The organism is Streptomyces sp. NPDC041205, assembly GCF_055591765.1.
Genome location: NZ_JBVIZH010000002.1, coordinates 466411 through 487670, shown reverse-complemented (window position 1 = coordinate 487670; position 21260 = coordinate 466411). Strand labels below are relative to the sequence as shown.

The window sequence follows — 21260 nt, the reverse complement described above, 5'->3', positions numbered from 1 at the left end:
GCCGACACGACAACGAGGTTGCCGTACCTATGCGTCACGCCGAAGGAGCCCGCGGTGAGTGCTGACCAAACTGAGCTCGCCTTCAAATGGAGCTGTCGGATCATGTCCGACAACGGCTGTGGCTTCCCGGCTCCGGGCCTGCACTCGTTCCTCTTCAAGCCGATCTTCGAGGTCGGTGGGTTCGAGTTCAACAAGGTGATGCTGCTCGCCCTGATCTCGACCGCGCTCGTGGTGACCTTCTTCTACGCCGCTTTCGGCAAGGCGAAGATGGTCCCCGGCAAGGTCCAGATGATCGGCGAGGCCGGCTACGACTTCGTACGCCGCGGGATCGTGTACGAGACCATGGGCAAGAAGGACGGCGAGAAGTACGTCCCCCTGATGGTCTCGCTGTTCTTCTTCATCTGGATCATGAACATCTGGTCGGTGATCCCGCTGGCCCAGTTCCCGGTGTCGTCGGTCATCGCCTACCCGTTCGTTCTCGCGGGCATCGTGTACTTCGTCTGGGTCCCCCTGACGTTCAAGCGGCACGGCTTCGTCGGCGGCTGGAAGAACATCACCGGCTACGACAACTCGCTCGGCCCGATCAAGTGGCTCGTCGCCTTCATCGAGTTCTTCTCGAACCTGCTCGTGCGCCCCTTCACGCACGCGGTGCGACTCTTCGCCAACATGTTCGCCGGTCACCTGATGCTGGTGATGTTCACCGTCGCCTCCTGGTACCTCCTGAACAGCTGGCTGATCCCGGCCGCCGGTGTCTCCTTCGTGATGACCATCGCGATGATCGGCTTCGAACTCTTCGTGCAGGCCGTCCAGGCGTACGTCTTCGTGCTCCTCGCCTGCTCCTACATCCAGGGCGCTCTCGCCGAGCACCACTGAGCACCCTCCCCGCAACCCCCTAAGCGCCCGGTGGCCAACCCCCACCGGTCCAAGAAAGAGAAGGAAGTAACGGCATGTCCGCGACTCTCGAGCTCGCCGCCCTCCAGGGTGACATCAAGGCCCTCGGCTCCATCGGCTACGGCCTCGCGGCCATCGGCCCCGGCATCGGTGTCGGCATCGTCTTCGGCAAGGGCACCGAGGCGCTCGCCCGTCAGCCCGAAGCCGCTGGTCTGATCCGTGCCAACCAGATCCTCGGTTTCGCCTTCTGTGAGGCGCTCGCCCTGATCGGCATCGTCATGCCGTTCGTCTACGGCTCCTGATCGCCGCAGACGAATAGTCCCGTTCGACGAAAGGCACTGATGTGATCGCCAACCTGGTTCAGCTGGCGGCCGAGGAAGAGCAGAACCCGCTCATTCCTCCGGGCCCCGAGCTGCTTGTCGGCGCCATCGCCTTCGCCATCGTTTTCTTCTTCTTCTGGAAGAAGCTCATCCCGAACATCAACAAGGTTCTGGACGAGCGCCGGGAGGCGATCGAAGGCGGTATTGAGAAGGCTGAGGCCGCTCAGACCGAGGCCCAGAGCGTCCTCGAGCAGTACAAGGCTCAGCTCGCCGAGGCCCGCCACGAGGCCGCGCGGCTGCGCCAGGAGGCGCAGGAGCAGGGCGCCCAGCTCATCGCCGAGATGCGGGCCGAGGGCCAGCGGCAGCGCGAGGAGATCGTCGCCGCCGGTCACACCCAGATCGCGGCCGACCGCAAGGCCGCCGCGCAGGCGCTGCGCCAGGACGTGGGCCAGCTGGCCACCGAACTGGCCGGCAAGCTCGTCGGTGAGTCCCTCGAGGAGCACGCCCGGCAGAGCCGCACCATCGACCGCTTCCTCGACGACCTCGACGCGAAGGCCGAGGCCACTCGATGACAGCGCACGGAGCCAGCCGCGAGGCCCTGGCCGCCGCGCGTGAGCGTCTCGACGCGCTGACCGACAACACCTCGGTCGACGCGAAGCAGCTCGCGGACGAGCTGGCCGCGGTCACCGCGATGCTCGACCGCGAGGTCTCGCTGCGCCGGGTCCTGACCGACCCCGCGCAGTCCGGAGAGGCCAAGGCGGAGCTGGCCGGACGCCTGCTCGGCGGCAAGGTCGGCGGCGAGACCGCCGACCTGGTGGCCGGCATGGTGCGCTCCCGCTGGTCGCAGTCGCGCGACCTGGTGGACGGCCTGGAGGAGCTGACCAACCTCGCCGACCTGACCGCCGCGCAGAAGTCGGGCGCGCTGGACAGCGTCGAGGACGAGCTCTTCCGGTTCGGCCGGATCGTCTCCTCGAGCACCGAGCTGCGGTCGGCGCTCACCGACCGGGCCGCGAACGCCACGGCCAAGAGCGGCCTGGTACACGGCCTGCTCGACCGCCGGGCGGACGTCGTCACGGAGCGTCTGGTCGAGCGTCTTGTGACGGTGCCCCGTGGACGTAGCCTGGAAGAGGGCCTCGAGTCCCTCTCCAAGCTGGCCGCGGACCGCCGGCAGCGCATGGTCGCCGTCGTCACCTCCGCTGTTCCGTTGTCGGACCAGCAGAAGCAGCGGCTCGGCGCGGCGCTCGCGAAGATCTACGGGCGCCAGATGCACCTGAACCTCGACGTGGACCCGACGGTCCTCGGCGGGATCCGGGTGCAGGTGGGCGACGAGGTCATCAACGGCTCCATCGCGGACCGCATCGAGGACGCGCACCGCCGTATGGCGGGCCAGTAACTCAACAAGCAAGATCGACGGCCCTGGTTGGGCCGTGCACAGGATGCAAAGTTTCTGGGGGGAGCCCCCAGATCCCCCAAAGAAACTTCGGGCCCAACAAGGAGAGCAGGGAACCCAGATGGCGGAGCTCACGATCCGGCCGGAGGAGATCCGGGACGCGCTGGAGAACTTTGTCCAGGCGTACAAGCCGGACGCGGCCTCGCGCGAGGAGGTCGGTACGGTCACCCTGGCCGGCGATGGCATCGCGAAGGTCGAGGGCCTGCCCTCGGCCATGGCCAACGAACTGCTGAAGTTCGAGGACGGGACCCTTGGTCTCGCGCTGAACCTGGAAGAGCGCGAGATCGGTTCGATCATCCTCGGTGAGTTCAGCGGCATCGAGGAGGGTCAGTCGGTGCAGCGCACCGGCGAGGTCCTTTCGGTCGCGGTGGGCGAGGGCTACCTCGGCCGTGTCGTCGACCCGCTCGGCAACCCGATCGACGGCCTCGGCGAGATCGAGACGTCCGGCCGCCGCGCCCTTGAACTGCAGGCCCCCACGGTCATGCAGCGCAAGTCGGTGCACGAGCCGATGGAGACCGGCTACAAGGCCGTCGACGCGATGACCCCGATCGGCCGCGGTCAGCGTCAGCTGATCATCGGTGACCGCCAGACCGGCAAGACCGCCCTGGCCGTCGACACGATCATCAACCAGCGCGACAACTGGCGCTCCGGTGACGTGAACAAGCAGGTCCGCTGCATCTACGTCGCCATCGGCCAGAAGGGCTCCACCATCGCCTCCGTGCGCGGTGCCCTGGAAGAGGCCGGCGCGCTGGAGTACACGACCATCGTCGCCGCCCCGGCGTCCGACCCGGCCGGCTTCAAGTACCTGGCGCCGTACACCGGCTCGGCCATCGGCCAGCACTGGATGTACGAGGGCAAGCACGTCCTCATCGTCTTCGACGACCTGTCGAAGCAGGCCGACGCCTACCGCGCCGTGTCCCTGCTGCTCCGCCGCCCGCCGGGGCGCGAGGCCTACCCGGGTGACGTCTTCTACCTGCACTCCCGTCTGCTCGAGCGCTGCGCGAAGCTCTCGGACGAGATGGGCAAGGGCTCGATGACCGGTCTGCCGATCGTCGAGACCAAGGCGAACGACGTCTCGGCGTTCATCCCGACCAACGTCATCTCCATCACCGACGGCCAGTGCTTCCTGGAGTCGGACCTGTTCAACGCCGGTCAGCGTCCCGCGCTGAACGTCGGTATCTCCGTCTCCCGAGTCGGTGGTTCCGCGCAGCACAAGGCGATCCGTCAGGTCTCCGGCCGACTGCGTGTGGACCTCGCCCAGTTCCGTGAGCTGGAGGCGTTCGCCGCCTTCGGTTCCGACCTGGACGCCGCGTCCAAGGCGCAGCTGGAGCGTGGCCAGCGCATGGTCGAGCTGCTCAAGCAGCCGCAGTACCAGCCGATGGCCACCGAGGACCAGGTCATCTCCGTCTGGGCCGGCACCACCGGCAAGATGGACGACGTACCTGTCAACGACATCCGGCGCTTCGAGCGTGAGCTGCTCGACTACCTGCACCGCAAGGAGCAGGGCCTGATGACCTCCATCAAGGAGGGCGCCAAGATGTCGGACGACACGATCACGGCCATCGGTGACGCCGTCGCGGAGTTCAAGAAGCAGTTCGAGACCTCGGACGGGAAGCTTCTCGGCGAGGACGTTCCTGCCGCTGCCGGCAAGTGACGACGGAAGGGACCTGACTCATGGGAGCCCAGCTCCGGGTCTATAAGCGTCGCATCAAATCCGTCACCGCGACCAAGAAGATCACCAAGGCGATGGAGATGATCGCCGCCTCGCGCGTCGTCAAGGCGCAGCGCAAGGTGGCCGCCTCCACGCCGTACGCGACCGAGCTGACGCGCGCGGTCACGGCGGTGGGCACCGGCTCGAACACCAAGCACTCGCTGACGACCGAGCCGGAGACGTCGACGCGTGCCGCGGTGCTGCTCCTCACGAGCGACCGCGGTCTCGCCGGCGCCTTCAACTCCAACGCCATCAAGGCCGCGGAGCAGCTGACGGCACGCCTTGAGGCCGCGGGCAAGGAGGTCGACGTCTATGTCGTCGGCCGCCGCGGTGTGGCCCACTACAACTTCCGCGAGCGCAAGATCGCGAAGCAGTGGACGGGCTTCACCGACCAGCCCGAGTACGCCGACGCCAAGGCTGTCGCGGGCCCGCTGATCGAGGCCATCGAGACGGAGACGGCCGAGGGCGGCGTGGACGAGCTCCACATCGTCTACACCGAGTTCGTGTCGATGATGACGCAGACGGCGGTCGACGGCCGCCTGCTGCCCCTCAGTCTCGACGAGGTGGCCGAGGAGTCCACGGCGAAGGACGAGATCCTGCCGCTGTTCGACTTCGAGCCGTCGGCGGAGGACGTCCTCGACGCCCTGCTGCCGCGCTACGTCGAGAGCCGCATCTACAACGCGCTGCTGCAGTCGGCTGCCTCCAAGCACGCCGCCACGCGCCGCGCGATGAAGTCGGCCACCGATAACGCCGGAGACTTGATCAACAACCTCTCCCGGCTTGCCAACGCGGCCCGCCAGGCCGAAATCACCCAGGAAATCAGCGAGATCGTCGGCGGCACCGCAGCCCTGTCCGACGCGACCGCGGGGAGTGACAAGTAATGACGACCACTGTTGAGACGGCCGTTGCCACGGGCCGCGTCGCCCGGGTCATCGGCCCGGTCGTCGACGTGGAGTTCCCCGTCGACGCGATGCCGGAGATCTACAACGCCCTGCACGTCCAGGTCGACGACCCGTCGACCGAGGGCGCGAAGAAGACGCTGACCCTCGAGGTCGCCCAGCACCTGGGCGACGGCGTGGTCCGCGCGATCTCGATGCAGCCCACCGACGGCCTGGTCCGCCAGGCCCCGGTGACCGACACGGGCGCGGGCATCTCCGTCCCGGTCGGCGACGTGACCAAGGGCCGGGTGTTCAACACCCTCGGCGAGGTCCTGAACGACGACCCGTCCACGGTCGCCGAGGCCGAGCGCTGGACGATCCACCGCAAGGCCCCGGCCTTCGACCAGCTCGAGTCCAAGACCGAGATGTTCGAGACCGGCCTGAAGGTCGTCGACCTTCTCACCCCGTACGTCAAGGGTGGAAAGATCGGTCTGTTCGGTGGTGCCGGTGTCGGCAAGACCGTGCTGATCCAGGAAATGATCGTCCGTGTGGCCAAGCTGCACGACGGTGTCTCCGTCTTCGCCGGTGTCGGCGAGCGCACCCGTGAGGGCAACGACCTCATGGTCGAGATGGAGGAAGCCGGCGTTCTGGACAAGACCGCGCTGGTCTTCGGCCAGATGGACGAGCCGCCGGGCACGCGTCTGCGCGTGGCCCTGGCCGGTCTGACCATGGCGGAGTACTTCCGCGATGTGCAGAAGCAGGACGTGCTGTTCTTCATCGACAACATCTTCCGCTTCACCCAGGCCGGTTCCGAGGTCTCGACCCTGCTCGGCCGCATGCCCTCCGCGGTGGGCTACCAGCCGAACCTGGCCGACGAGATGGGTCTCCTCCAGGAGCGCATCACCTCGACCCGTGGTCACTCGATCACCTCGATGCAGGCGATCTACGTCCCCGCGGACGACCTGACCGACCCGGCCCCGGCCACCACCTTCGCCCACCTCGACGCGACGACGGTTCTCTCCCGTCCGATCTCCGAGAAGGGCATCTACCCGGCCGTGGACCCGCTGGACTCCACGTCCCGCATCCTGGACCCGCGCTACATCGCGCAGGACCACTACGACGCCGCCATGCGCGTCAAGGGAATCCTGCAGAAGTACAAGGACCTCCAGGACATCATCGCGATCCTCGGTATCGACGAGCTCGGCGAAGAGGACAAGCTCGTCGTGTCCCGTGCCCGTCGTGTGGAGCGCTTCCTGTCCCAGAACACCCACGCCGCCAAGCAGTTCACCGGCGTGGACGGTTCGGACGTGTCCCTCGACGAGTCGATCGCGGCCTTCAACGCGATCTGCGACGGCGAGTACGACCACTTCCCGGAGCAGGCGTTCTTCATGTGCGGTGGTCTCGAGGACCTGAAGAAGAACGCCAAGGAGCTCGGCGTCTCCTGAGCCCAGTAGCTCATCGGGAGAGGGGCGGGTACACCCCGCGACACGGGGTCGTGTCCGCCCTTCTCCCTACGCCCACTAGAATTTGACCCAACACCCGGCTGAACCGCCGGGTGGTGACCCGAGGAGCCACCCTTGGCTGCTGAGCTGCATGTCGAGCTGGTCGCCGCGGACCGCAGTGTCTGGTCCGGCGAGGCCACCCTGGTCGTCGCGCGCACCACGTCCGGCGACATCGGCGTCATGCCCGGTCACCAGCCGCTGCTCGGTGTGCTGGAGTCGGGCCCGGTGACCATTCGTACGAGCGACGGCGGGACGGTCGTCGCCGCGGTGCACGGCGGATTCATCTCGTTCGCCGACAACAAGCTGTCGCTGCTCGCCGAGATCGCCGAGCTCTCCGACGAGATCGACGTCCAGCGTGCGGAGCGGGCGTTCGAGCGTGCCAAGTCGGAGGCCGACGCCTCCGCCGAGCGGCGCGCCGACGTTCGACTTCGTGCGGTGGCGGCGCGCTGACCCCCGGCGCGCGGCGTAACGTGACTCAGCCGCGGCCAGGACCGGAGCCTTCCGGACCTGGTCGCGGCTGAGGCGATGCGGGTGCGGTTCCGGGTGCGGTTGTTTGGTCCGTTTCGAGAAGTCGTGTTGAGGCGAGGAGGTCGGTGCCGATGATCCTCGTTCTGCTCGTGTGCGGACTTGTGTTGATCGCGCTGGTGTTGCTGGGGCTCTTCGTCTTCGGACTGCGCCGTCGGCTGATCCAGCGCTCCGGCGGCACCTTCGACTGCAGCCTGCGCTGGCACGCCCCCGATCCCGCGGAGGCGTCCGACACCTCCGGCAAGGGCTGGGGGTACGGGGTCGCCCGCTACAACGGAGACCGGGTCGAGTGGTTCCGCGTCTTCTCCTACGCGCCCCGGCCTCGGCGGATCCTTGAGCGGTCCTCGATCGAGGTCGTCGACCGGCGGGCGCCCGATGGGGAGGAGGAGCTCGCGCTTCTCTCCGATGCCGTCGTCCTTGGCTGTCTGCATCGCGGGGTGCGGTTGGAACTCGCCATGAGCGAGGACGCACTCACCGGGTTTCTCGCCTGGTTGGAGGCCGCGCCTCCCGGGCAGCGAGTGAACGTGGCGTAGCCGGGTGCCGGGGCGCGCTCAGAGCGTCGCCTTCACCAAGCCCGATTCGTATGCCGCTATGACCGCCTGGGCGCGGTCTCGCACGCCCAGTTTCGCGAAGACCGCTGTCACGTGGTTCTTGACCGTGGAGTGGCTGATCCCGAGGGCCTCGGCGATCTCTGTGTTGTCGTAGCCCTTGGCCATGAGGGTCCAGACGTCTGTCTCGCGGGTCGTCAGGTCCGGGCGGGTGCCCGGTGGGGCGCTGTGCGGGTGGGGCGTCGGGGCGGTGACGAAAGCCGAGATCAGGCGGGTCAGGAGGCGGGGCGCCACCGCTGCCTCGCCCGCGTTGACGGTGTGGACCGCCGCCACCAGTTCCTCCGGTGAGACGTCCTTGGGCAGGAAGCCCGCTGCGCCCGCGCGCAGCGCCCCGACCACGTACTCGTCCATGTCGAACGTGCTCAGCGCCAGGACCCTGCACTCGGGGAGTTCCCCGGTCAGGACGGCCGTCGCGCCGACGCCGTCCAGGCGGGGCATGCGGATGTCCATGAGGACCACGTCGGGGCGCAGTCGGCGGGCCAGCTCGATGGCTTCCTGGCCGTCGCCCGCCTCGCCCACCACCGTCACGCCGGGGTCGGCGTGGAAGATGAGCGCCAGGCCGCGCCGGACCAGGGGCTGGTCGTCGGCGATCAGGACGGTCAGCGGGGTGTGTGCGGTCGTCACCGGGCAGCGGCTTTCTCTTGGGGCGCGGGGGTGTGCTCGAAGGGCTGGGGCGCCTCGGCGGGCAGGGGCAGGGTCGCGAGGATTCTGAATCCGCCCGCGGGTCCGGCGCCCGCCTCCAGGGTGCCGCCGTGCAGGGCCACACGTTCCCGCATGCCCACCAGGCCGTGTCCTGGCCTGCCCTTGCGTGCCGTTCCGACCGTGCCGGAGGCGTCGTTGCGTACGTCGACGGTGAGCAGGCCGGGGGAGTAGGTGAGCGTTACGGTCGCCCGGGCGCCGCCCGCGTGTTTGCGGACGTTGGTCAGGGCCTCCTGGACGATCCGGAACACGGTGAGGCCCAGAGTGGGGGGCAGTTCACGGTCGCCGAGTTCGGGTTCGCCCTCGACGAGCAGTTCCGTTTCGACGCCCGCCCTGCAGGAGTCCGCGACCACCTGCGGCAGGTCGGCCACGCCCGGTTGGGGTGCGGTCGAGCCGCCCTCGGTGTCGTCGTCCGCGCGCAGGACGTCCAGGAGCTGGCGCATCTCGGCCAGTGCGAGCCGGCCGGAGTCCTCCAGGGACTTCAGCGCGTCCTGGGTCAGGTCCGTGTCGTGGTGCAGGACGCGTCGGGCGCCGCCCGCCATCAGTTGCATGGCGGTGATGTGGTGGGCGACGACGTCGTGCAGTTCGCGGGCGATGCGGCGGCGTTCGGCGGCGACCGCGTGGTCGGCGAGCAGCCTGCGGTGTTCGGCGTCCTGCCGCTGCCAGCGGCGCGCGGCGCAGCCGACGGCGAGGGCGATGCAGACGCCGATCACGTCCGCGAAGATCGCCCGCGCCGGTTCCTCGTGCTCGCTGAGGCCGGGCACCTGGAGGCCGACGAGAGCCACCACGGCCGCGGCGCCGGTGACGCGGGTGGTCCGCAGCCGGGCCACGGAGTACAGGGCGACGACGAGGGAGATGGGCAGACCGTAGGGGACCGAGGTGAGGGGGGTCAGCACGGCCTGCGCGGCCAGGACGGCGATCAGGACGGAGACCGGGAAGCGGCGGTGCCAGAGCAGTGGTGCGGTGGGCAGCAGGTGCAGCGCGAGGACGCCCGGGCTCCCGGGTGCGCCCCCGGGCTCGATGCTCAGGGCGTACCCGGTGACCTCGATCACCAAGGCGCCGAGGGCCACCAGGACGTCCTGCCGGTGTGGCCGGAGGTTCTTGTACCGGTGCGGCCTGAGAGCCGGGCTCTCGGTCCTGGGCGGTCGGCTTGGCGCGTGCATGCCTTCGTACTCCTTCCGCGCGGGTCCGTGATTCATTTCAGCCCGGGGGCGGGGCGTCGGCGTCATCCCCCGGGTGGAGTTCGCGGCTAGGAGCTGGGTCCTGGTCGCGGTGGGGGCCAAGGCCCTGGTCCCGGGGCGGTTTCGTCGCCGCGGGCGACGAGTCGGCGACGTCGCCGGTGATCTTCTGGAGGAGCCCGGTGGGACCGGGCCGGCCACCCCACCGGAGGACACCGTGATCAGATCCCTGACCGCCCTGACCACTCGCCACGCCTGGAAATTCATCCTGCTCTGGACGCTGCTCGCCGCCGGCCTGTCCATTGTCGGTCAGGCGAAGATGCACAGCGTCACCCAGCCCGATGTCAGCAGCTTCCTGCCGAAGTCGTACGACTCGGCGGCCGCCATGGAGACGGCCGAGGACCGGTTCGGCGCGAAGCCCGACGACAATGCCGTCACCGTGCTCGTCGGCCGTGACGACGGCAAGAAGCTCACCGGCGGCGACCGACGGCACATCGACGAGATCGCCCGCGGTCTCGGTGAGCGGCGCCTGAAGATGCCCAACCCCGACGACCTGCCCTCGTTCATGCTGACGGACCACTCGCAGACACCGGTCGTGAAGTCCGGTGCCGCCGCGCCCGACGGCACGTTCCGGCTGCTCTCCGTATCGCTCGAAGGGAACAGGAACGACCCCGCGCTCCAGGACGTCTACCGGGAATTCCGCGACCACGCCGAGGACGAGTTCGCCAGGGCGGACCTGCGCACGGGCTTCACCGGCGGCATCGCGGACCTCGCCGACACCACGGAGGCCCAGGAGGACACCGAGAAGCTGGTCGGGATCCTGACCTTCGGGCTCATCGTGCTCCTGAACGTCCTGGCCTTCCGCAGCGTCCTCGCCGCCATCCTGCCGCTGCTCGCGGTGGTCCTCGTCGGCGGCGCCGCGACCGGCGCGGTGGTCGGCACGGCGCTCCTCTTCGACTTCAAGCTCGACCCGTCGACACCGTCCCTGATCACCGTGGTCCTGCTCGGCATCGGCATCGACTACTTCCTGTTCCTGCTGTTCCGCTTCCGTGAACTGCTGCGCGCCGACCCGAACCCGAAGAAGAACGCCCGCGGCGTCGCGGCGGAGTGCGCGGGCCGCGTCGGGGCGGCCATCACCTCGGCGGCGCTCACCATCGTGGCCGCGTTCGCCACCCTCGGCATCGCGAGCTTCGGCCAGTTCAAGGTGCTCGGCCCGGCCATCGCGGTGTGCGTCCTGGTGATGCTCGTCGCCAGCCTCACCTTCATGCCCGCGCTGCTCGCGGTCTGTGGGCGCAAGATGTTCTGGCCGTCGCGGTCGCTGCGCGAGGAGCCGCGCCCCGGGATGAGCGCGCGCCTCGGGGAGCGCGTCGCCCGGCGCCCGTTCCTCTTCGTGGCCGCCAGCGTCGGGCTCCTGGTCGCGCTGAGCGCCGGTGTGCTCGGCATGAAGATGGACTACGGCACGGGCTCGGGCCCCGACGACACGCCCGCGGGGGCGACGGCCAAGGAGATATCCAAGGCGCTGCCCGGCGGCGTGGACAGCCCGCACACCGTGTACGTCGCGGCCGACGGGGCGAAGAAGGCCACGATCGACCGGGCGGGACTCGAAGGCCTCACCAAGGACCTGAAGGCCGTCAAGGGTGTCGGCCGGGTGGCCGCGCCCGTGCTCAACAAGGAGCACACGGCCGCCAAGGTGGACTTCTACCTGGACATGGACGTGCAGTCGCAGCGGGCCCGTGACGTCGTCTCCGACGAGGTGCGGCCCGTCGTCTCCAAGGCGGCGCCGCCCGGCACCGAGGCCCATGTGTCGGGTCAGGCCGCGATCTTCTCGGACGTCTCCGAGGCGGTGTCGAAGGACCTCAAGGTGGTCTTCCCCGTGGCCGCCGGGCTGATCGCCCTGATCCTGGTGGCCCTGCTGCGCAGCCTGCTCGCGCCGATGGTCCTCATGCTCGCCATCGGGCTCGGCTTCACGGCGACGCTCGGGTCCGGCGTGCTCGTCTTCCAGCACCTGCTCGACCGGCCGGGCGTGTCCTTCACGCTGCCGCTCGTGCTGTTCCTGTTCGTCGTCGCCCTCGGCACCGACTACAACATCCTGATCAGCGACCGCATCCGGGAGGAGATGGGGCGCCCGGGACCGGCCCGCCAGGCGGTGGCCGCCGCGGTGCGGCACACGGCTCCGGCCATTGTCACCGCCGGCGTCGTCCTCGCGGGCTCCTTCGCGAGCCTCGCCGTCAACCCGTCCCCGGGTACCCAGGAGATCGGCCTCGTCACCGCCCTCGGCATCGGCCTGTCCTCGCTGGTCCTCTCGATCGTGCTGGTGCCCGCGGTGGTGGCGATGCTCGGCCGGGCGACGTGGTGGCCCTCGCGGTCGGGCCGCGGACCCGGCGGCGCGCACGGCGGCCGCGGCGGGCACCGCGGTCATGACCACCAGGTCCCCGCGCCCGCGGAGTACGGCACGTACGCAGGTACCTACCAGCGGCAGGAGTACGGATCGCCCTACGGATCGGAGCCGCGCCGCTGACGGGAGGGCGCGAAGAAGCCGGGGAGGCGGGGGGCGTTCCCGCCTCCCCGGCTTCGTATCGGGGACGAGCGGCCGACGGTGCTACTTCAGGCCGTCGTTGATGGCACTGACCAGCTCACCGCCCGCCGTGTCGCCGCTGAACTCCCAGAAGAAGGCGCCGCCGAGGCCCTGCTCCTTCGCCCAGGCCATCTTGGCGCGGATCGTCGCCGGGGTGTCGTACGACCACCAGTTGCTGCCGCAGTGGGCGTAGGCCGTGCCCGCGACCGTGCCGTTGGACGGGCAGGAGTTCTTGAGGATCTTGTAGTCCTCGATGCCCGCCTCGTAGGTGCCCGGCGCGGCCCCGGTGGCCGTGCCTCCTGGCTCCTTCTGGGTGACGCCGGTCCAGCCGCGGCCGTAGAAGCCGATGCCGAGCAGGAGCTTCTTGCCCGGTACGCCCTTGGCCTTCAGCTTGTTGATCGCCGCCGCGGAGTTGAAGCCGCCCTTCGGGATGCCCGGGTAGTCGGTCAGCGGCGAGTGCGGGGCCGTCGGACCCTTGGCGTCCCAGGCGCCGAAGAAGTCGTACGTCATCACGTTGTACCAGTCGGTGTACTGCGCGGCGCCGCCGTAGTCGGCTGAGTCGATCTTGCCGCCGGGGGAGGCGTCGGCGGTGATGGCGGCGGTGACGAGGTTGTTCGCGCCGAACTTGTTCCGGAACGCCTGCATCATCGTCTTCATCACGGCCGGGCCGCTGGTGTCACAGCTGAGACCGCACGCGTTCGGGTACTCCCAGTCCAGGTCGATGCCGTCGAACACATCCGCCCAGCGCGGGTCCTCGACCAGCTTGTAGCAGGAGTCCGCGAACGCCTCCGGGTTCTTCATGGCGTCGGTGAAGCCGCCGGACCAGGTCCAGCCGCCGAACGACCAGAGGACCTTGATGTGCGGGTACTTGGCCTTCAGCTTGCGCAGCTGGTTGAAGTTGCCGCGCAGGGGCTGGTCCCAGGTGTCGGCGACGCCGTCGACGGACTGGTCGGCGGTGTACGCCTTGTCGTAGTCGGCGTAGGCGTCACCGATGGTGCACTTGCCGCCCTGGACGTTGCCGAACGCGTAGTTGATGTGCGTGATCTTCTCGGCGGAGCCGGAGGACGCGATGTTCTTGACGTGGTAATTGCGCTGGTAGACGCCCCAGTTGGTGAAGTACCCGAGCTTCACCTTGTCACCGGGGTCGGGGTCCGGGCCGCCGCCCGTGGTGCGCACCTTCACCGAGCCGCTGGCGGGTCCGGTCTGGTCCGCGGTGTCGCGGGCCTGGACGCTGTACGAGTAGTCGGTGCCCTTGGTGAGCCCGGAGTCGGCGTACGAGGTGCCGGTGACCGTCGCGACCTTCGCGCCGTCGCGGAGCACGTCGTAGTTCTTGACGCCCTTGTCGTCCGTCGCGGCCTTCCAGTCCAGCTTCACCGAGGTGTTGGTGATGTCGGACGCGGTCGGGGTGCCGGGGGCGGAGGGCGGGTTGTCGCCGGGCTGGCCGCCGCCGTCGCAGCTCTCGCCGTTCAGCAGACAGTTGGAGGGGGAGCCGGGTCCGGAGCCGTTGAAGCCGAAGGAGACGGTCGCGCCGGGGGCGAGGGAGCCGTTCCAGCCGAGGTTCTTCGCGGTCCACTTGTTGCCCGAGTTGGTGACCGTCGCGTCCCACGCCGACGTCACCCTCGTGCCGGCGGGGAAGTCCCACTCGACGGTCCAGGAGCTGAGGGCGGTGGTGCCGGTGTTCTTGATGGTCCACTTGCCCTCGAAGCCGGAGCCCCAGTCCTGGGTCTTGGCGTACGTGGCGGTGGCACCGGCGGCGGCCTTCGGCGCCTTCTGTGCCGTCTGCGCGGCCGCCTGGGGGGTGGTGGCCGGGGCGGCCTCCGCGGAGCCGCCGAGGGCGACGAGGGTGGCGAAGGGGAGCAGGAGGGTGGTGAGCCCGGCTGTCAGCCGATGTCTGGACCTGTGTCTGACGCGCAAGGGGTGCTCCTCGGTCGAGTTCCGGGGGTGGGGGCTGAGCCCTGCGACGCCCGTGAGCACGTTGTGCACGTACTGTGCCTTCCTTGTGCCCACCGCAGTGCCGTGAGAATAGAAAGGTCTGGACCAACGGTCAAGGGTCTGAACCACTGCGGGAACTGGCCCCTGGGCCCTGGGTAGTTGGGTGCCCCTTGGACTCGGGGCGCCGTCGATCGCCCTTCGGGCTCGTCCTCAATCGCCGGACGGGCTTGGTTGTTGCTCGTGTCGGACGGACGGGCTTGGTTGTTGCTCGTGTCGGACGGACGGGCTTGGTTGTTGCTCGTGTCGGACGGACGGGCTTGGTTGTTGCTCGTTTTCGATCGCCGGGCGGGCTTGGTCAGACTCCCAGTTCCTGGGCCAGGACTGCTGCTTGGACTCTGCTGCGCAGTTCCAGCTTGCCCAGGAGGCGGCTCACGTGGGTCTTCACCGTCGCTTCCGCCATGTCCAGGCTGACCGCGATCTCCGCGTTGGAGAGGCCTTCGCCGAGGCAGGAGAGGACCTCACGTTCGCGGCGGGTGAGGGTGTCGAGCACCGCCGGATCCACCGTGCTGCCCTGACGCGGGGTGCGCCGCGGCGTGGCGAACTCGGCGATCAGGCGACGGGTGACCGCGGGGGCGATCAGGCCCTCGCCGCGGGCGACCGTGCGCACCGCCTCCAGGAGGTCCTTCGCCTCCGTGTTCTTCAGGAGGAAGCCGGACGCGCCCGCGCGCAGCGCCCCGAAGACGTACTCGTCGAGGTCGAACGTGGTCAGCACGAGCACGTCCGCCAGCTGTTCGGCCACCACCTGGCGGGTCGCGGAGACGCCGTCGAGCCGGGGCATCTGCACGTCCATGAGGACCAGGTCCGGCCGCAGCTCCCGGGCCAGGGCCACCGCCTGCTCGCCGTCCGCGGCCTCGCCGACGACCTCCATGTCGGGCGCGCTGCGCAGGATCAGGACCAGGCCCGCCCGCACGGCGGACTGGTCCTCGGCGACGAGCACGCGGATCATTCGGGGGCTCCTTGGTCTTTGGGGTCGATGGGCAGACGGGCCTCGACCCGCCACACCTTGGCGCCGGGCACGTCCGGATGCGCCTCGGGGCCGGACTCGAAGGTCCCGCCGAGCAGCGCGGCCCGCTCCTCCATGCCGACCAGACCGGCGCCGGAGCCGGGTGCGCGCGGCCCGCGCACCTCGCCGAACGGGCTGCTGACGCGCACCCGGAGCCCGTCCGGCTCCCGGTCGAGGGCCACGGTGACCGGGCCGGGCGCGGCGTGCTTGAGGGCGTTGGTGAGGGACTCCTGGACGATGCGGTACGCGGCCAGCTCGACCGGCGCCGGCAGGGGCGCGTCGTCCGGGGTGCGGGTGTCGTCGAGGCGGACGTCGAGGCCGTTGGTGCGGGCGTTCTCGGCGAGAGCGCCGAGGCCGTCCAGGGTGGGCGCCGCGGCAGGTTCCAGGTCGCCGCTGGAGTCGCGCAGGATGCCGATGAGGCGGCGCATCTCGGCGAGGCCCTCCACGCTGTTCTCGCGGATGACGGTGAGCGCGTCCTTCGTCGTGCGCGGGTCGTCCAGGGACAGCGCGGCCGTGGAGTGGATGGCGATGGCCGACAGATGGTTGGCGACCATGTCGTGCAGTTCGCGGGCCATCCGCGCGCGCTCGGCGGTGACGGCCTGCGCGCGGTCCTTCTCGGCGAGCAGCGCGGTCTGCTCGGCGCGCAGCCGGGCCAGGTCGGCGGCCTCCCTGTGGTTGCGGACCAGGACGCCCGTGGTCGCGGGCGCGAACGACACGAGCGCGGTCACGGCGCCCACCAGGATCGCGTCCGCCTGCCGGAACCAGGCCAGGAAGCCGACGGTCACCGCGACCGTGATCAGGCCAGTCGTCACCGGGATGCGCCGGGCCTGAGCGGGCGTGCCGTACACCACGGCCGCGTACACGATGTCCGTGAACATCACGACCGTCGCCAGATTCCCGGTCGTGAACTGATCGGCGATGACCGCGAGGGTGCCCACGGCGAGCGCGAGCTGCGGCGCCGTGCGACGCATGAGGACCAGGCCCGCCATGACGAACAGCGGCAGCAGCGACCAGCCGGGGCCGAGCGCGCGGGACTGCATCGTGATGCCGAGGGCGTACAGGCCGAGACCGCTGACCAGGCTGACCATACAGATGCGGACGTCGACGACGTCCGGGCGGCGGAGGAACGGCAGCGGCATGACTCCATCCAACACGGCCCGGCGCGCCCTGGCCTCCCTATGCCGGGTGAAGCCCGGGTACATCGAAGGATGCAGCCGCGATTCGTCACTCGCGACGACGATCCGCCCCCTTCCCGGCGGGAGCCTTGAGAGGTGACCACGAGGACCTGGGCCCAGCTTTTCGGCCGGGGGACCGGGGGCTGTCCCCCGGGAAAACGCAGTAGGAGGAACGAGCCGTGATCGTCACGTTGATCATCATCTGCGAGGTCGGCTTCTGGGTCATCCTCGCCGCGGGCCTCGGCGCCCGCTACCTGCTGAAGATGCCGCGCCTCGGCCTCGCGATCCTGCTCTGCGAGCCGCTGCTCGAACTGCTCCTGCTGGTCGTCACGGCCATCGACCTGAAGAACGGGGCCGACCCGAGCTGGAAGCACGGCCTGGCCGCGGTCTACATCGGCTACACCGTCGGCCACGGCCACCGCACCGTGAAGTGGCTCGACGGCCACGCGGCGCACCGCTTCAACGGCACCCCGGTGCCGCGCCCGCCGCGCTACGGCTGGCCGCGCGCCCGGCACGAGGGCAAGGTCTGGCTGGGCACGGTGCTCGCGGCGGCGGTCGCGTCCGGTCTGCTGCTTCTCGCCAAGTGGTACGTGGACGACCCGGGCCGCACGGGGTCGCTCGACTCGTGGATGTACACCGCGTGGCGCACCGCCGGCATCCACGGCCTGATCGCGCTGAGCTACACGCTGTTCCCCAAGCGGAAGCCGGCGCCGGGACCGGAGGAGCGGGACGAGCGGCCGCACGACCTCACCAAGGTCTGAGCGCCGCCCTCCGCGCCGGTCAGCGCTCCCCGCCGGGTACCCACAGCACGTCGCCGACCTCCTTGTTCGCCGTCCGGGCGAGGATGAAGAGGAGGTCGGAGAGGCGGTTGAGGTAGGTCGCGGTGAGCGCGTTCATGGTGCCGCCCTTCTCGGCGGCGCCGTGCTCGTCGAGCGCCGCCCAGGTGGACCGCTCGGCCCGCCTGACCACCGTGCACGCCTGGTGCAGCAGGGCCGCGCCCGGCGTGCCGCCCGGCAGGATGAAGCTGCGGAGCTTCTCCAGGTCCTCGTTGAAGCGGTCGCAGTCCGCCTCCAGCTTGTCGACGTAGGGCTGCTCGACGCGCAACGGCGGGTACTTCGGGTCCTCGACGACGGGGGTGCACAGGTCGGCGCCCACGTCGAAGAGGTCGTTCTGGACCCGGGTGAGGACCGCCACGACCTCCGGGGCCAGGCCGCCGAGGGCGATGGCGGTGCCGATGGCGGCGTTGGCCTCGTTGGCGTCCGCGTACGCCGAGATCCTGAGGTCGGTCTTGGCGGTCCTGCTCATGTCGCCGAGGGCGGTGGTGCCCTGGTCGCCGGTCCGGGTGTAGATGCGCGTCAGATTGACCATGCGGCCAGAGTAGTTAGGCCCCGGCCGTCCGGAACACGCGTGTGCCGACGATCACGGACAGCGCCGCGAACGCCGCGGCCGTCACCACCCCGTACAGCAGCGCGTGGCTCGCGTAGTCACCGACGTACGCCGCCCGCACCGCGTCCACGAGGTAGCGGAACGGCATGAAGTGCGACAGGACGTCCAGCCAGCCCGGCGCGAGGGCCATCGGCAGCATCAGGCCGGACAGCAGCATGGAGGGCATGCTCACGGCGTTCACCACGGGCCCGAACTCGTGCGGCTTGGAGACCTTCAGGGCCAGGGCGTACGAGAGCGAGGCGAGCGACAGCGTCAGGACGCCCACGAAGGCGAAGCCGATGAGGACGCCCCCGAGCGGCGCCCGAAGCCCCATGACCAGCGCCGCGAGGACCAGGAGCACCGCCTGGAACACGAACAGCGCGGCATCCCGCAGCACCCGCCCGAGCAGCAGCGCGAGCCTGCTCACGGGCGTCACCCGCATCCGCTCCACCACCCCGAACTGCTTCTCGATGATGATCGCGAAGCCGCTGAACGTCGCCCCGAAGAGGCCGAGCTGGAGCAGCAGGCCCGGCACGAGCACCTGCCAGGAGTCGCCGCGCGAGCCCAGCGGCAGATCGGTGAGCAGCGGCCCGAAGAAGAGCAGATAGAGCAGGGGCGTGAGGACGCCGAAGAGCATCTGGAACTTGGAGCGCAGGGTCTGGCGGGCGTAGCGCCCGAAGACCAGGGCGGTGTCGGAGAGCAGTGCGGGCATGGGGTGTCCTGAGGTCGTGGGCGTGCTGAGGCCGGGTGGGCCGGGGCGGTCCGGGTGTGGGGGTGCCGGGGCTAGACGGCGACGGGGGTCCGGTCGACGGGGGCCGGGCCGCGGCCGGTGATGGCGAGGAACGCGTCCTGGAGGGGGGCGTCGGCCGAGCCCGCGTACTGGAGCTTGAGGGCGCTCGGGGTGCCGTCGGCGACCACGACGCCCTGGTCCACGACGACGATCCGGTCGGCCAGGGCGTCCGCCTCGTCCAGATAGTGCGTGGTCAGGAACACGGTCGTGCCGTGATCGTCGCGCAGGCGGCGCACCAGGTCCCACAGGTCGGCGCGGGCGCCGGGGTCGAGGCCCGTCGTCGGCTCGTCGAGGAAGAGGACCGCGGGCCGGTGCATCAGGCCCATGGCGATGTCGAGCCGCCGCCGCTGGCCGCCGGAGAGGGCGGCGCACTTGCGGTCGAGCAGGTCGGTCAGGCCGAGGTCACGGGCCAACTCCTCGGCGCGGGCGACGGCTTCGGTCTTCGAGAGGCGGTAGAGCCGCCCCTGGGTGACCAGCTCCTCGCGCAGCGAGATGTTCAGGTCGACGCCGCCTGACTGGGCCACGTACCCGATCCGGCCGCGCACGGCGGCGGGCTCGCGGGCCAGGTCGAAGCCCGCGACCGTGGCGGCGCCGCCGGTGGGCGGCAGGAGCGTGGTGAGCATGCGCAGCGTGGTCGTCTTGCCCGCGCCGTTCGGGCCGAGGAAGCCGAGGATCTCGCCGGGGGAGACGGTCAGGTCGATGCCGCGCACGGCTTCGACGGGGCCCGCCTTGGTCGTGAACGTCTTGGCCAGTCCGGCCGTGCTGATGATTGCCATGGAGACCACAAAAACAGAGGCTCTTGAATTTTGCAATGCACCCAAATTTTTAGGGTGCCCAAGTTTTCATGAAGACCAGCGAAGCTACGATGGGGGCATGACTGAGGGGCTCAGGGAGCGGAAGAAGCGGCAGACCAAGCAGCGGATCTCGGACACCGCGACCGGTCTGTTCGTCGAGCACGGCTTCGCCACCGTGACCGTCGCGGAGATCGCCGACGCCGCCGATGTCTCGGTCAACACGGTCTACAACTACTTCCCGGCCAAGGAGGACCTGTTCCTGGACCGCGGCGTCGAGATGGTCGACCGGCTCTCCCGGTGGGTGCGCGGGCGCCGGGCGGGGGAGTCCGCGGCCGCCGCCGTCCTGCGCGAGCTGCGCGTCCTGGTCGAGGGCGTCTCGCCGACCGTCGGGCTCTTCGCCGGGTACGCCGACTTCATGAAGGTCATCGCCGAGTCGCCCGCCCTGCGCTCCCGCCTGTGGGCCCTGCAGCAGGAGACCCTCAAGGACCTTGAGGCCACCCTGCGCGCGGAGGCGGGCCCCGTCCCCGGCCACCTCCCCGAGCTCGTCGCGGGCCAGCTCGGCTGGGCGTACAGCACCGTCTTCGCCTGGATCGGCGCCGAGATGATGAAGCGCCGGGCGCCCGAGGAGGTCTCCCGCGAGGCCCTCGACCTGCTCGACGAACTGGAGGACCTGCTCGGCGAGCAGGTCCTCAACTACGGGATCCGCGCGGCCACATGACGCCCTGACGGCCACCCCGGGGCCCCTGCCGGTGTGATGTCCGTCAAATGGGACGTGGCGTGCGTCTCTTAGCGGTCCCCTGAGCGGCTGTGAGCGCTAATGTCCGGGCCAGAGCGATACCTAAACAGCGTGTAAGCGCTCAGTCGTCGGTAGGTAAGGGGAGTCGTAACGTGGCACGGAAGCTCGCCGTCATCGGAGCCGGACTCATGGGGTCCGGGATCGCCCAGGTATCCGCACAGGCGGGCTGGGACGTCGTCCTGCGCGACGTCACCGACGAGGCGCTGACCCGCGGCACCGACGGCATCAAGGCCTCGTACGAGAAGTTCGTCGGCAAGGGCAAAATGGACGCCGAGGCTGCTCAGTCGGCGCTTGGCCGCATCACGACCACCACCGACCTGGACGCCGCCGCCGACGCGGACGTCGTCGTCGAGGCCGTGTTCGAGAAGCTCGAGGTCAAGCACGAGATCTTCCGGACGCTCGACAAGATCGTGCGCGACGAGACCGTACTCGCCTCCAACACCTCCGCCATCCCGATCACCAAGATCGCGGCCGTGACGGACCGTCCGGAGCGCGTCGTCGGCGCCCACTTCTTCTCGCCGGTGCCGATGATGCAGCTGTGCGAGCTGGTCCGCGGCCACAAGACGAGCGACGAAACCCTCGCCACCACCCGTGAGTTCGCCGAGTCCGTCGGCAAGACCTGCATCGTCGTCAACCGCGACGTCGCGGGCTTCGTGACCACCCGCCTCATCTCCGCCCTCGTCGTCGAGGCCGCCAAGCTCTACGAGTCGGGCGTCGCCAGCGCCGAGGACATCGACATCGCCTGCAAGCTGGGCTTCGGCCACGCCATGGGCCCGCTCGCCACCGCCGACCTCACCGGCGTCGACATCCTGCTGCACGCCACCGACAACATCTACACGGAGTCCCAGGACGAGAAGTTCGCCCCGCCGGAGCTGATGCGCCGGATGGTTGACGCCGGTGACATCGGGCGCAAGAGCGGGCAGGGCTTCTACAAGCACTGAGCTTCTA

21 protein-coding genes are annotated in these 21260 nt (G+C 69.7%); 13 read left to right on the top strand and 8 right to left on the bottom strand.

From position 1 onward, the window contains the following. Positions 1-102 precede the first annotated feature (102 nt). From atpB to ACZ6BG_RS09060, 9 genes are all read left to right on the top strand, one after another. On the top strand, positions 103-873 hold the full coding sequence (atpB, locus tag ACZ6BG_RS09100; RefSeq protein WP_033264375.1) for a F0F1 ATP synthase subunit A: 771 nt from the start codon (positions 103-105) through the stop codon (positions 871-873). A gap of 74 nt (positions 874-947) precedes the next feature. After that, the gene (atpE, locus tag ACZ6BG_RS09095; protein WP_016643250.1) at positions 948-1193 is read left to right on the top strand and encodes an ATP synthase F0 subunit C; all 246 of its coding nucleotides are present in this window, start codon (positions 948-950) and stop codon (positions 1191-1193) included. 41 nt (positions 1194-1234) lie between these two features. Beyond that, positions 1235-1783 carry a F0F1 ATP synthase subunit B gene (locus ACZ6BG_RS09090; protein WP_030361207.1) on the top strand — a complete coding sequence of 183 codons (549 nt, stop codon included), beginning with the start codon at positions 1235-1237 and terminating at the stop codon, positions 1781-1783. Beyond that, positions 1780-2604, top strand: coding sequence for a F0F1 ATP synthase subunit delta (locus ACZ6BG_RS09085; protein ID WP_468452439.1), 825 nt, complete (start codon positions 1780-1782; stop codon positions 2602-2604). Before ACZ6BG_RS09090 ends, ACZ6BG_RS09085 begins: the two co-directional genes overlap by 4 nt. Before the next feature lie 118 nt (positions 2605-2722). Beyond that, positions 2723-4315 (top strand): F0F1 ATP synthase subunit alpha, encoded by a 1593-nt coding sequence (gene atpA / locus ACZ6BG_RS09080; RefSeq protein WP_030361209.1) that lies wholly within the window; start codon positions 2723-2725, stop codon positions 4313-4315. Positions 4316-4335: 20 nt separating this feature from the next. Next, positions 4336-5253, top strand: coding sequence for a F0F1 ATP synthase subunit gamma (locus ACZ6BG_RS09075; protein ID WP_468998876.1), 918 nt, complete (start codon positions 4336-4338; stop codon positions 5251-5253). After that, positions 5253-6695 (top strand): F0F1 ATP synthase subunit beta, encoded by a 1443-nt coding sequence (gene atpD, locus ACZ6BG_RS09070; protein WP_289945781.1) that lies wholly within the window; start codon positions 5253-5255, stop codon positions 6693-6695. Before ACZ6BG_RS09075 ends, atpD begins: the two co-directional genes overlap by 1 nt. 132 nt (positions 6696-6827) lie before the next feature. After that, positions 6828-7202, top strand: coding sequence for a F0F1 ATP synthase subunit epsilon (locus tag ACZ6BG_RS09065; RefSeq protein WP_030361212.1), 375 nt, complete (start codon positions 6828-6830; stop codon positions 7200-7202). A gap of 149 nt (positions 7203-7351) precedes the next feature. Further along, the gene (locus ACZ6BG_RS09060; protein WP_468452433.1) at positions 7352-7810 is read left to right on the top strand and encodes a DUF2550 domain-containing protein; all 459 of its coding nucleotides are present in this window, start codon (positions 7352-7354) and stop codon (positions 7808-7810) included. 18 nt (positions 7811-7828) lie between these two features. Here the strand turns inward: ACZ6BG_RS09060 and ACZ6BG_RS09055 are convergent, their stop codons facing one another. Beyond that, positions 7829-8509: a response regulator gene (locus ACZ6BG_RS09055; RefSeq protein WP_468452432.1), complete on the bottom strand. Its 681-nt coding sequence runs from the start codon at positions 8507-8509 to the stop codon at positions 7829-7831. Continuing rightward, a complete protein-coding gene (locus ACZ6BG_RS09050) occupies positions 8506-9747 on the bottom strand; it encodes a sensor histidine kinase (protein WP_468452431.1) in 1242 nt (413 codons plus the stop codon). The genes ACZ6BG_RS09055 and ACZ6BG_RS09050 overlap by 4 nt, the downstream gene beginning before the upstream one ends. Positions 9748-9979: 232 nt before the next feature. Between ACZ6BG_RS09050 and ACZ6BG_RS09045 the strand changes: the two genes are divergently transcribed. Then, complete coding sequence (locus tag ACZ6BG_RS09045; protein WP_468998868.1) at positions 9980-12280, top strand: MMPL family transporter; 2301 nt, start codon at positions 9980-9982, stop codon at positions 12278-12280. A gap of 81 nt (positions 12281-12361) precedes the next feature. Here the strand turns inward: ACZ6BG_RS09045 and ACZ6BG_RS09040 are convergent, their stop codons facing one another. The 3 genes from ACZ6BG_RS09040 to ACZ6BG_RS09030 form a co-directional block, all read right to left on the bottom strand. Next, complete coding sequence (locus ACZ6BG_RS09040; RefSeq protein ID WP_468998866.1) at positions 12362-14251, bottom strand: glycosyl hydrolase family 18 protein; 1890 nt, start codon at positions 14249-14251, stop codon at positions 12362-12364. A 373-nt stretch (positions 14252-14624) separates the two neighbouring features. After that, on the bottom strand, positions 14625-15275 hold the full coding sequence (locus ACZ6BG_RS09035; RefSeq protein ID WP_468998862.1) for a response regulator: 651 nt from the start codon (positions 15273-15275) through the stop codon (positions 14625-14627). Further along, positions 15272-16471 (bottom strand): sensor histidine kinase, encoded by a 1200-nt coding sequence (locus ACZ6BG_RS09030; protein WP_468998858.1) that lies wholly within the window; start codon positions 16469-16471, stop codon positions 15272-15274. The genes ACZ6BG_RS09035 and ACZ6BG_RS09030 overlap by 4 nt, the downstream gene beginning before the upstream one ends. A gap of 215 nt (positions 16472-16686) precedes the next feature. Between ACZ6BG_RS09030 and ACZ6BG_RS09025 the strand changes: the two genes are divergently transcribed. Beyond that, positions 16687-17268 carry a hypothetical protein gene (locus ACZ6BG_RS09025; RefSeq protein WP_468998856.1) on the top strand — a complete coding sequence of 194 codons (582 nt, stop codon included), beginning with the start codon at positions 16687-16689 and terminating at the stop codon, positions 17266-17268. Positions 17269-17287: 19 nt separating this feature from the next. Here the strand turns inward: ACZ6BG_RS09025 and ACZ6BG_RS09020 are convergent, their stop codons facing one another. The 3 genes from ACZ6BG_RS09020 to ACZ6BG_RS09010 all read right to left on the bottom strand — a co-directional run bounded on the left by ACZ6BG_RS09020 (position 17288) and on the right by ACZ6BG_RS09010 (position 19498). Continuing rightward, positions 17288-17875 (bottom strand): cob(I)yrinic acid a,c-diamide adenosyltransferase, encoded by a 588-nt coding sequence (locus ACZ6BG_RS09020; RefSeq protein ID WP_468452421.1) that lies wholly within the window; start codon positions 17873-17875, stop codon positions 17288-17290. A gap of 13 nt (positions 17876-17888) precedes the next feature. After that, on the bottom strand, positions 17889-18644 hold the full coding sequence (locus tag ACZ6BG_RS09015) for an ABC transporter permease (protein ID WP_468998853.1): 756 nt from the start codon (positions 18642-18644) through the stop codon (positions 17889-17891). A 71-nt stretch (positions 18645-18715) separates the two neighbouring features. After that, positions 18716-19498 (bottom strand): ABC transporter ATP-binding protein, encoded by a 783-nt coding sequence (locus ACZ6BG_RS09010; RefSeq protein ID WP_468998851.1) that lies wholly within the window; start codon positions 19496-19498, stop codon positions 18716-18718. A gap of 97 nt (positions 19499-19595) precedes the next feature. On the opposite strand from ACZ6BG_RS09010, the gene ACZ6BG_RS09005 reads away from it, so the two are divergent. Both ACZ6BG_RS09005 and ACZ6BG_RS09000 read left to right on the top strand, forming a co-directional pair. Continuing rightward, positions 19596-20234, top strand: a complete 639-nt coding sequence (locus ACZ6BG_RS09005; RefSeq protein WP_468998848.1) for a TetR/AcrR family transcriptional regulator — start codon at positions 19596-19598, stop codon at positions 20232-20234. Positions 20235-20404: 170 nt separating this feature from the next. Continuing rightward, positions 20405-21253 carry a 3-hydroxyacyl-CoA dehydrogenase family protein gene (locus ACZ6BG_RS09000; RefSeq protein ID WP_468998846.1) on the top strand — a complete coding sequence of 283 codons (849 nt, stop codon included), beginning with the start codon at positions 20405-20407 and terminating at the stop codon, positions 21251-21253. The last annotated feature ends 7 nt before the right edge of the window (positions 21254-21260 follow it).

What these genes read in the sequence shown, in the direction of transcription:
- ACZ6BG_RS09015 (WP_468998853.1), bottom strand. Translation starts at nt 18,644, where the DNA reads ATGCCCGCACTGCTCTCCGACACCGCCCTGGTCTTCGGGCGCTACGCC.
- ACZ6BG_RS09020 (WP_468452421.1), bottom strand. Translation starts at nt 17,875, where the DNA reads ATGGTCAATCTGACGCGCATCTACACCCGGACCGGCGACCAGGGCACC.
- atpD (WP_289945781.1), top strand. Translation starts at nt 5,253, where the DNA reads ATGACGACCACTGTTGAGACGGCCGTTGCCACGGGCCGCGTCGCCCGG.
- ACZ6BG_RS09060 (WP_468452433.1), top strand. Translation starts at nt 7,352, where the DNA reads ATGATCCTCGTTCTGCTCGTGTGCGGACTTGTGTTGATCGCGCTGGTG.
- ACZ6BG_RS09035 (WP_468998862.1), bottom strand. Translation starts at nt 15,275, where the DNA reads ATGATCCGCGTGCTCGTCGCCGAGGACCAGTCCGCCGTGCGGGCGGGC.
- ACZ6BG_RS09005 (WP_468998848.1), top strand. Translation starts at nt 19,596, where the DNA reads ATGACTGAGGGGCTCAGGGAGCGGAAGAAGCGGCAGACCAAGCAGCGG.
- ACZ6BG_RS09010 (WP_468998851.1), bottom strand. Translation starts at nt 19,498, where the DNA reads ATGGCAATCATCAGCACGGCCGGACTGGCCAAGACGTTCACGACCAAG.
- ACZ6BG_RS09050 (WP_468452431.1), bottom strand. Translation starts at nt 9,747, where the DNA reads ATGCACGCGCCAAGCCGACCGCCCAGGACCGAGAGCCCGGCTCTCAGG.
- ACZ6BG_RS09075 (WP_468998876.1), top strand. Translation starts at nt 4,336, where the DNA reads ATGGGAGCCCAGCTCCGGGTCTATAAGCGTCGCATCAAATCCGTCACC.
- ACZ6BG_RS09085 (WP_468452439.1), top strand. Translation starts at nt 1,780, where the DNA reads ATGACAGCGCACGGAGCCAGCCGCGAGGCCCTGGCCGCCGCGCGTGAG.
- atpB (WP_033264375.1), top strand. Translation starts at nt 103, where the DNA reads ATGTCCGACAACGGCTGTGGCTTCCCGGCTCCGGGCCTGCACTCGTTC.
- atpE (WP_016643250.1), top strand. Translation starts at nt 948, where the DNA reads ATGTCCGCGACTCTCGAGCTCGCCGCCCTCCAGGGTGACATCAAGGCC.
- ACZ6BG_RS09030 (WP_468998858.1), bottom strand. Translation starts at nt 16,471, where the DNA reads ATGCCGCTGCCGTTCCTCCGCCGCCCGGACGTCGTCGACGTCCGCATC.
- atpA (WP_030361209.1), top strand. Translation starts at nt 2,723, where the DNA reads ATGGCGGAGCTCACGATCCGGCCGGAGGAGATCCGGGACGCGCTGGAG.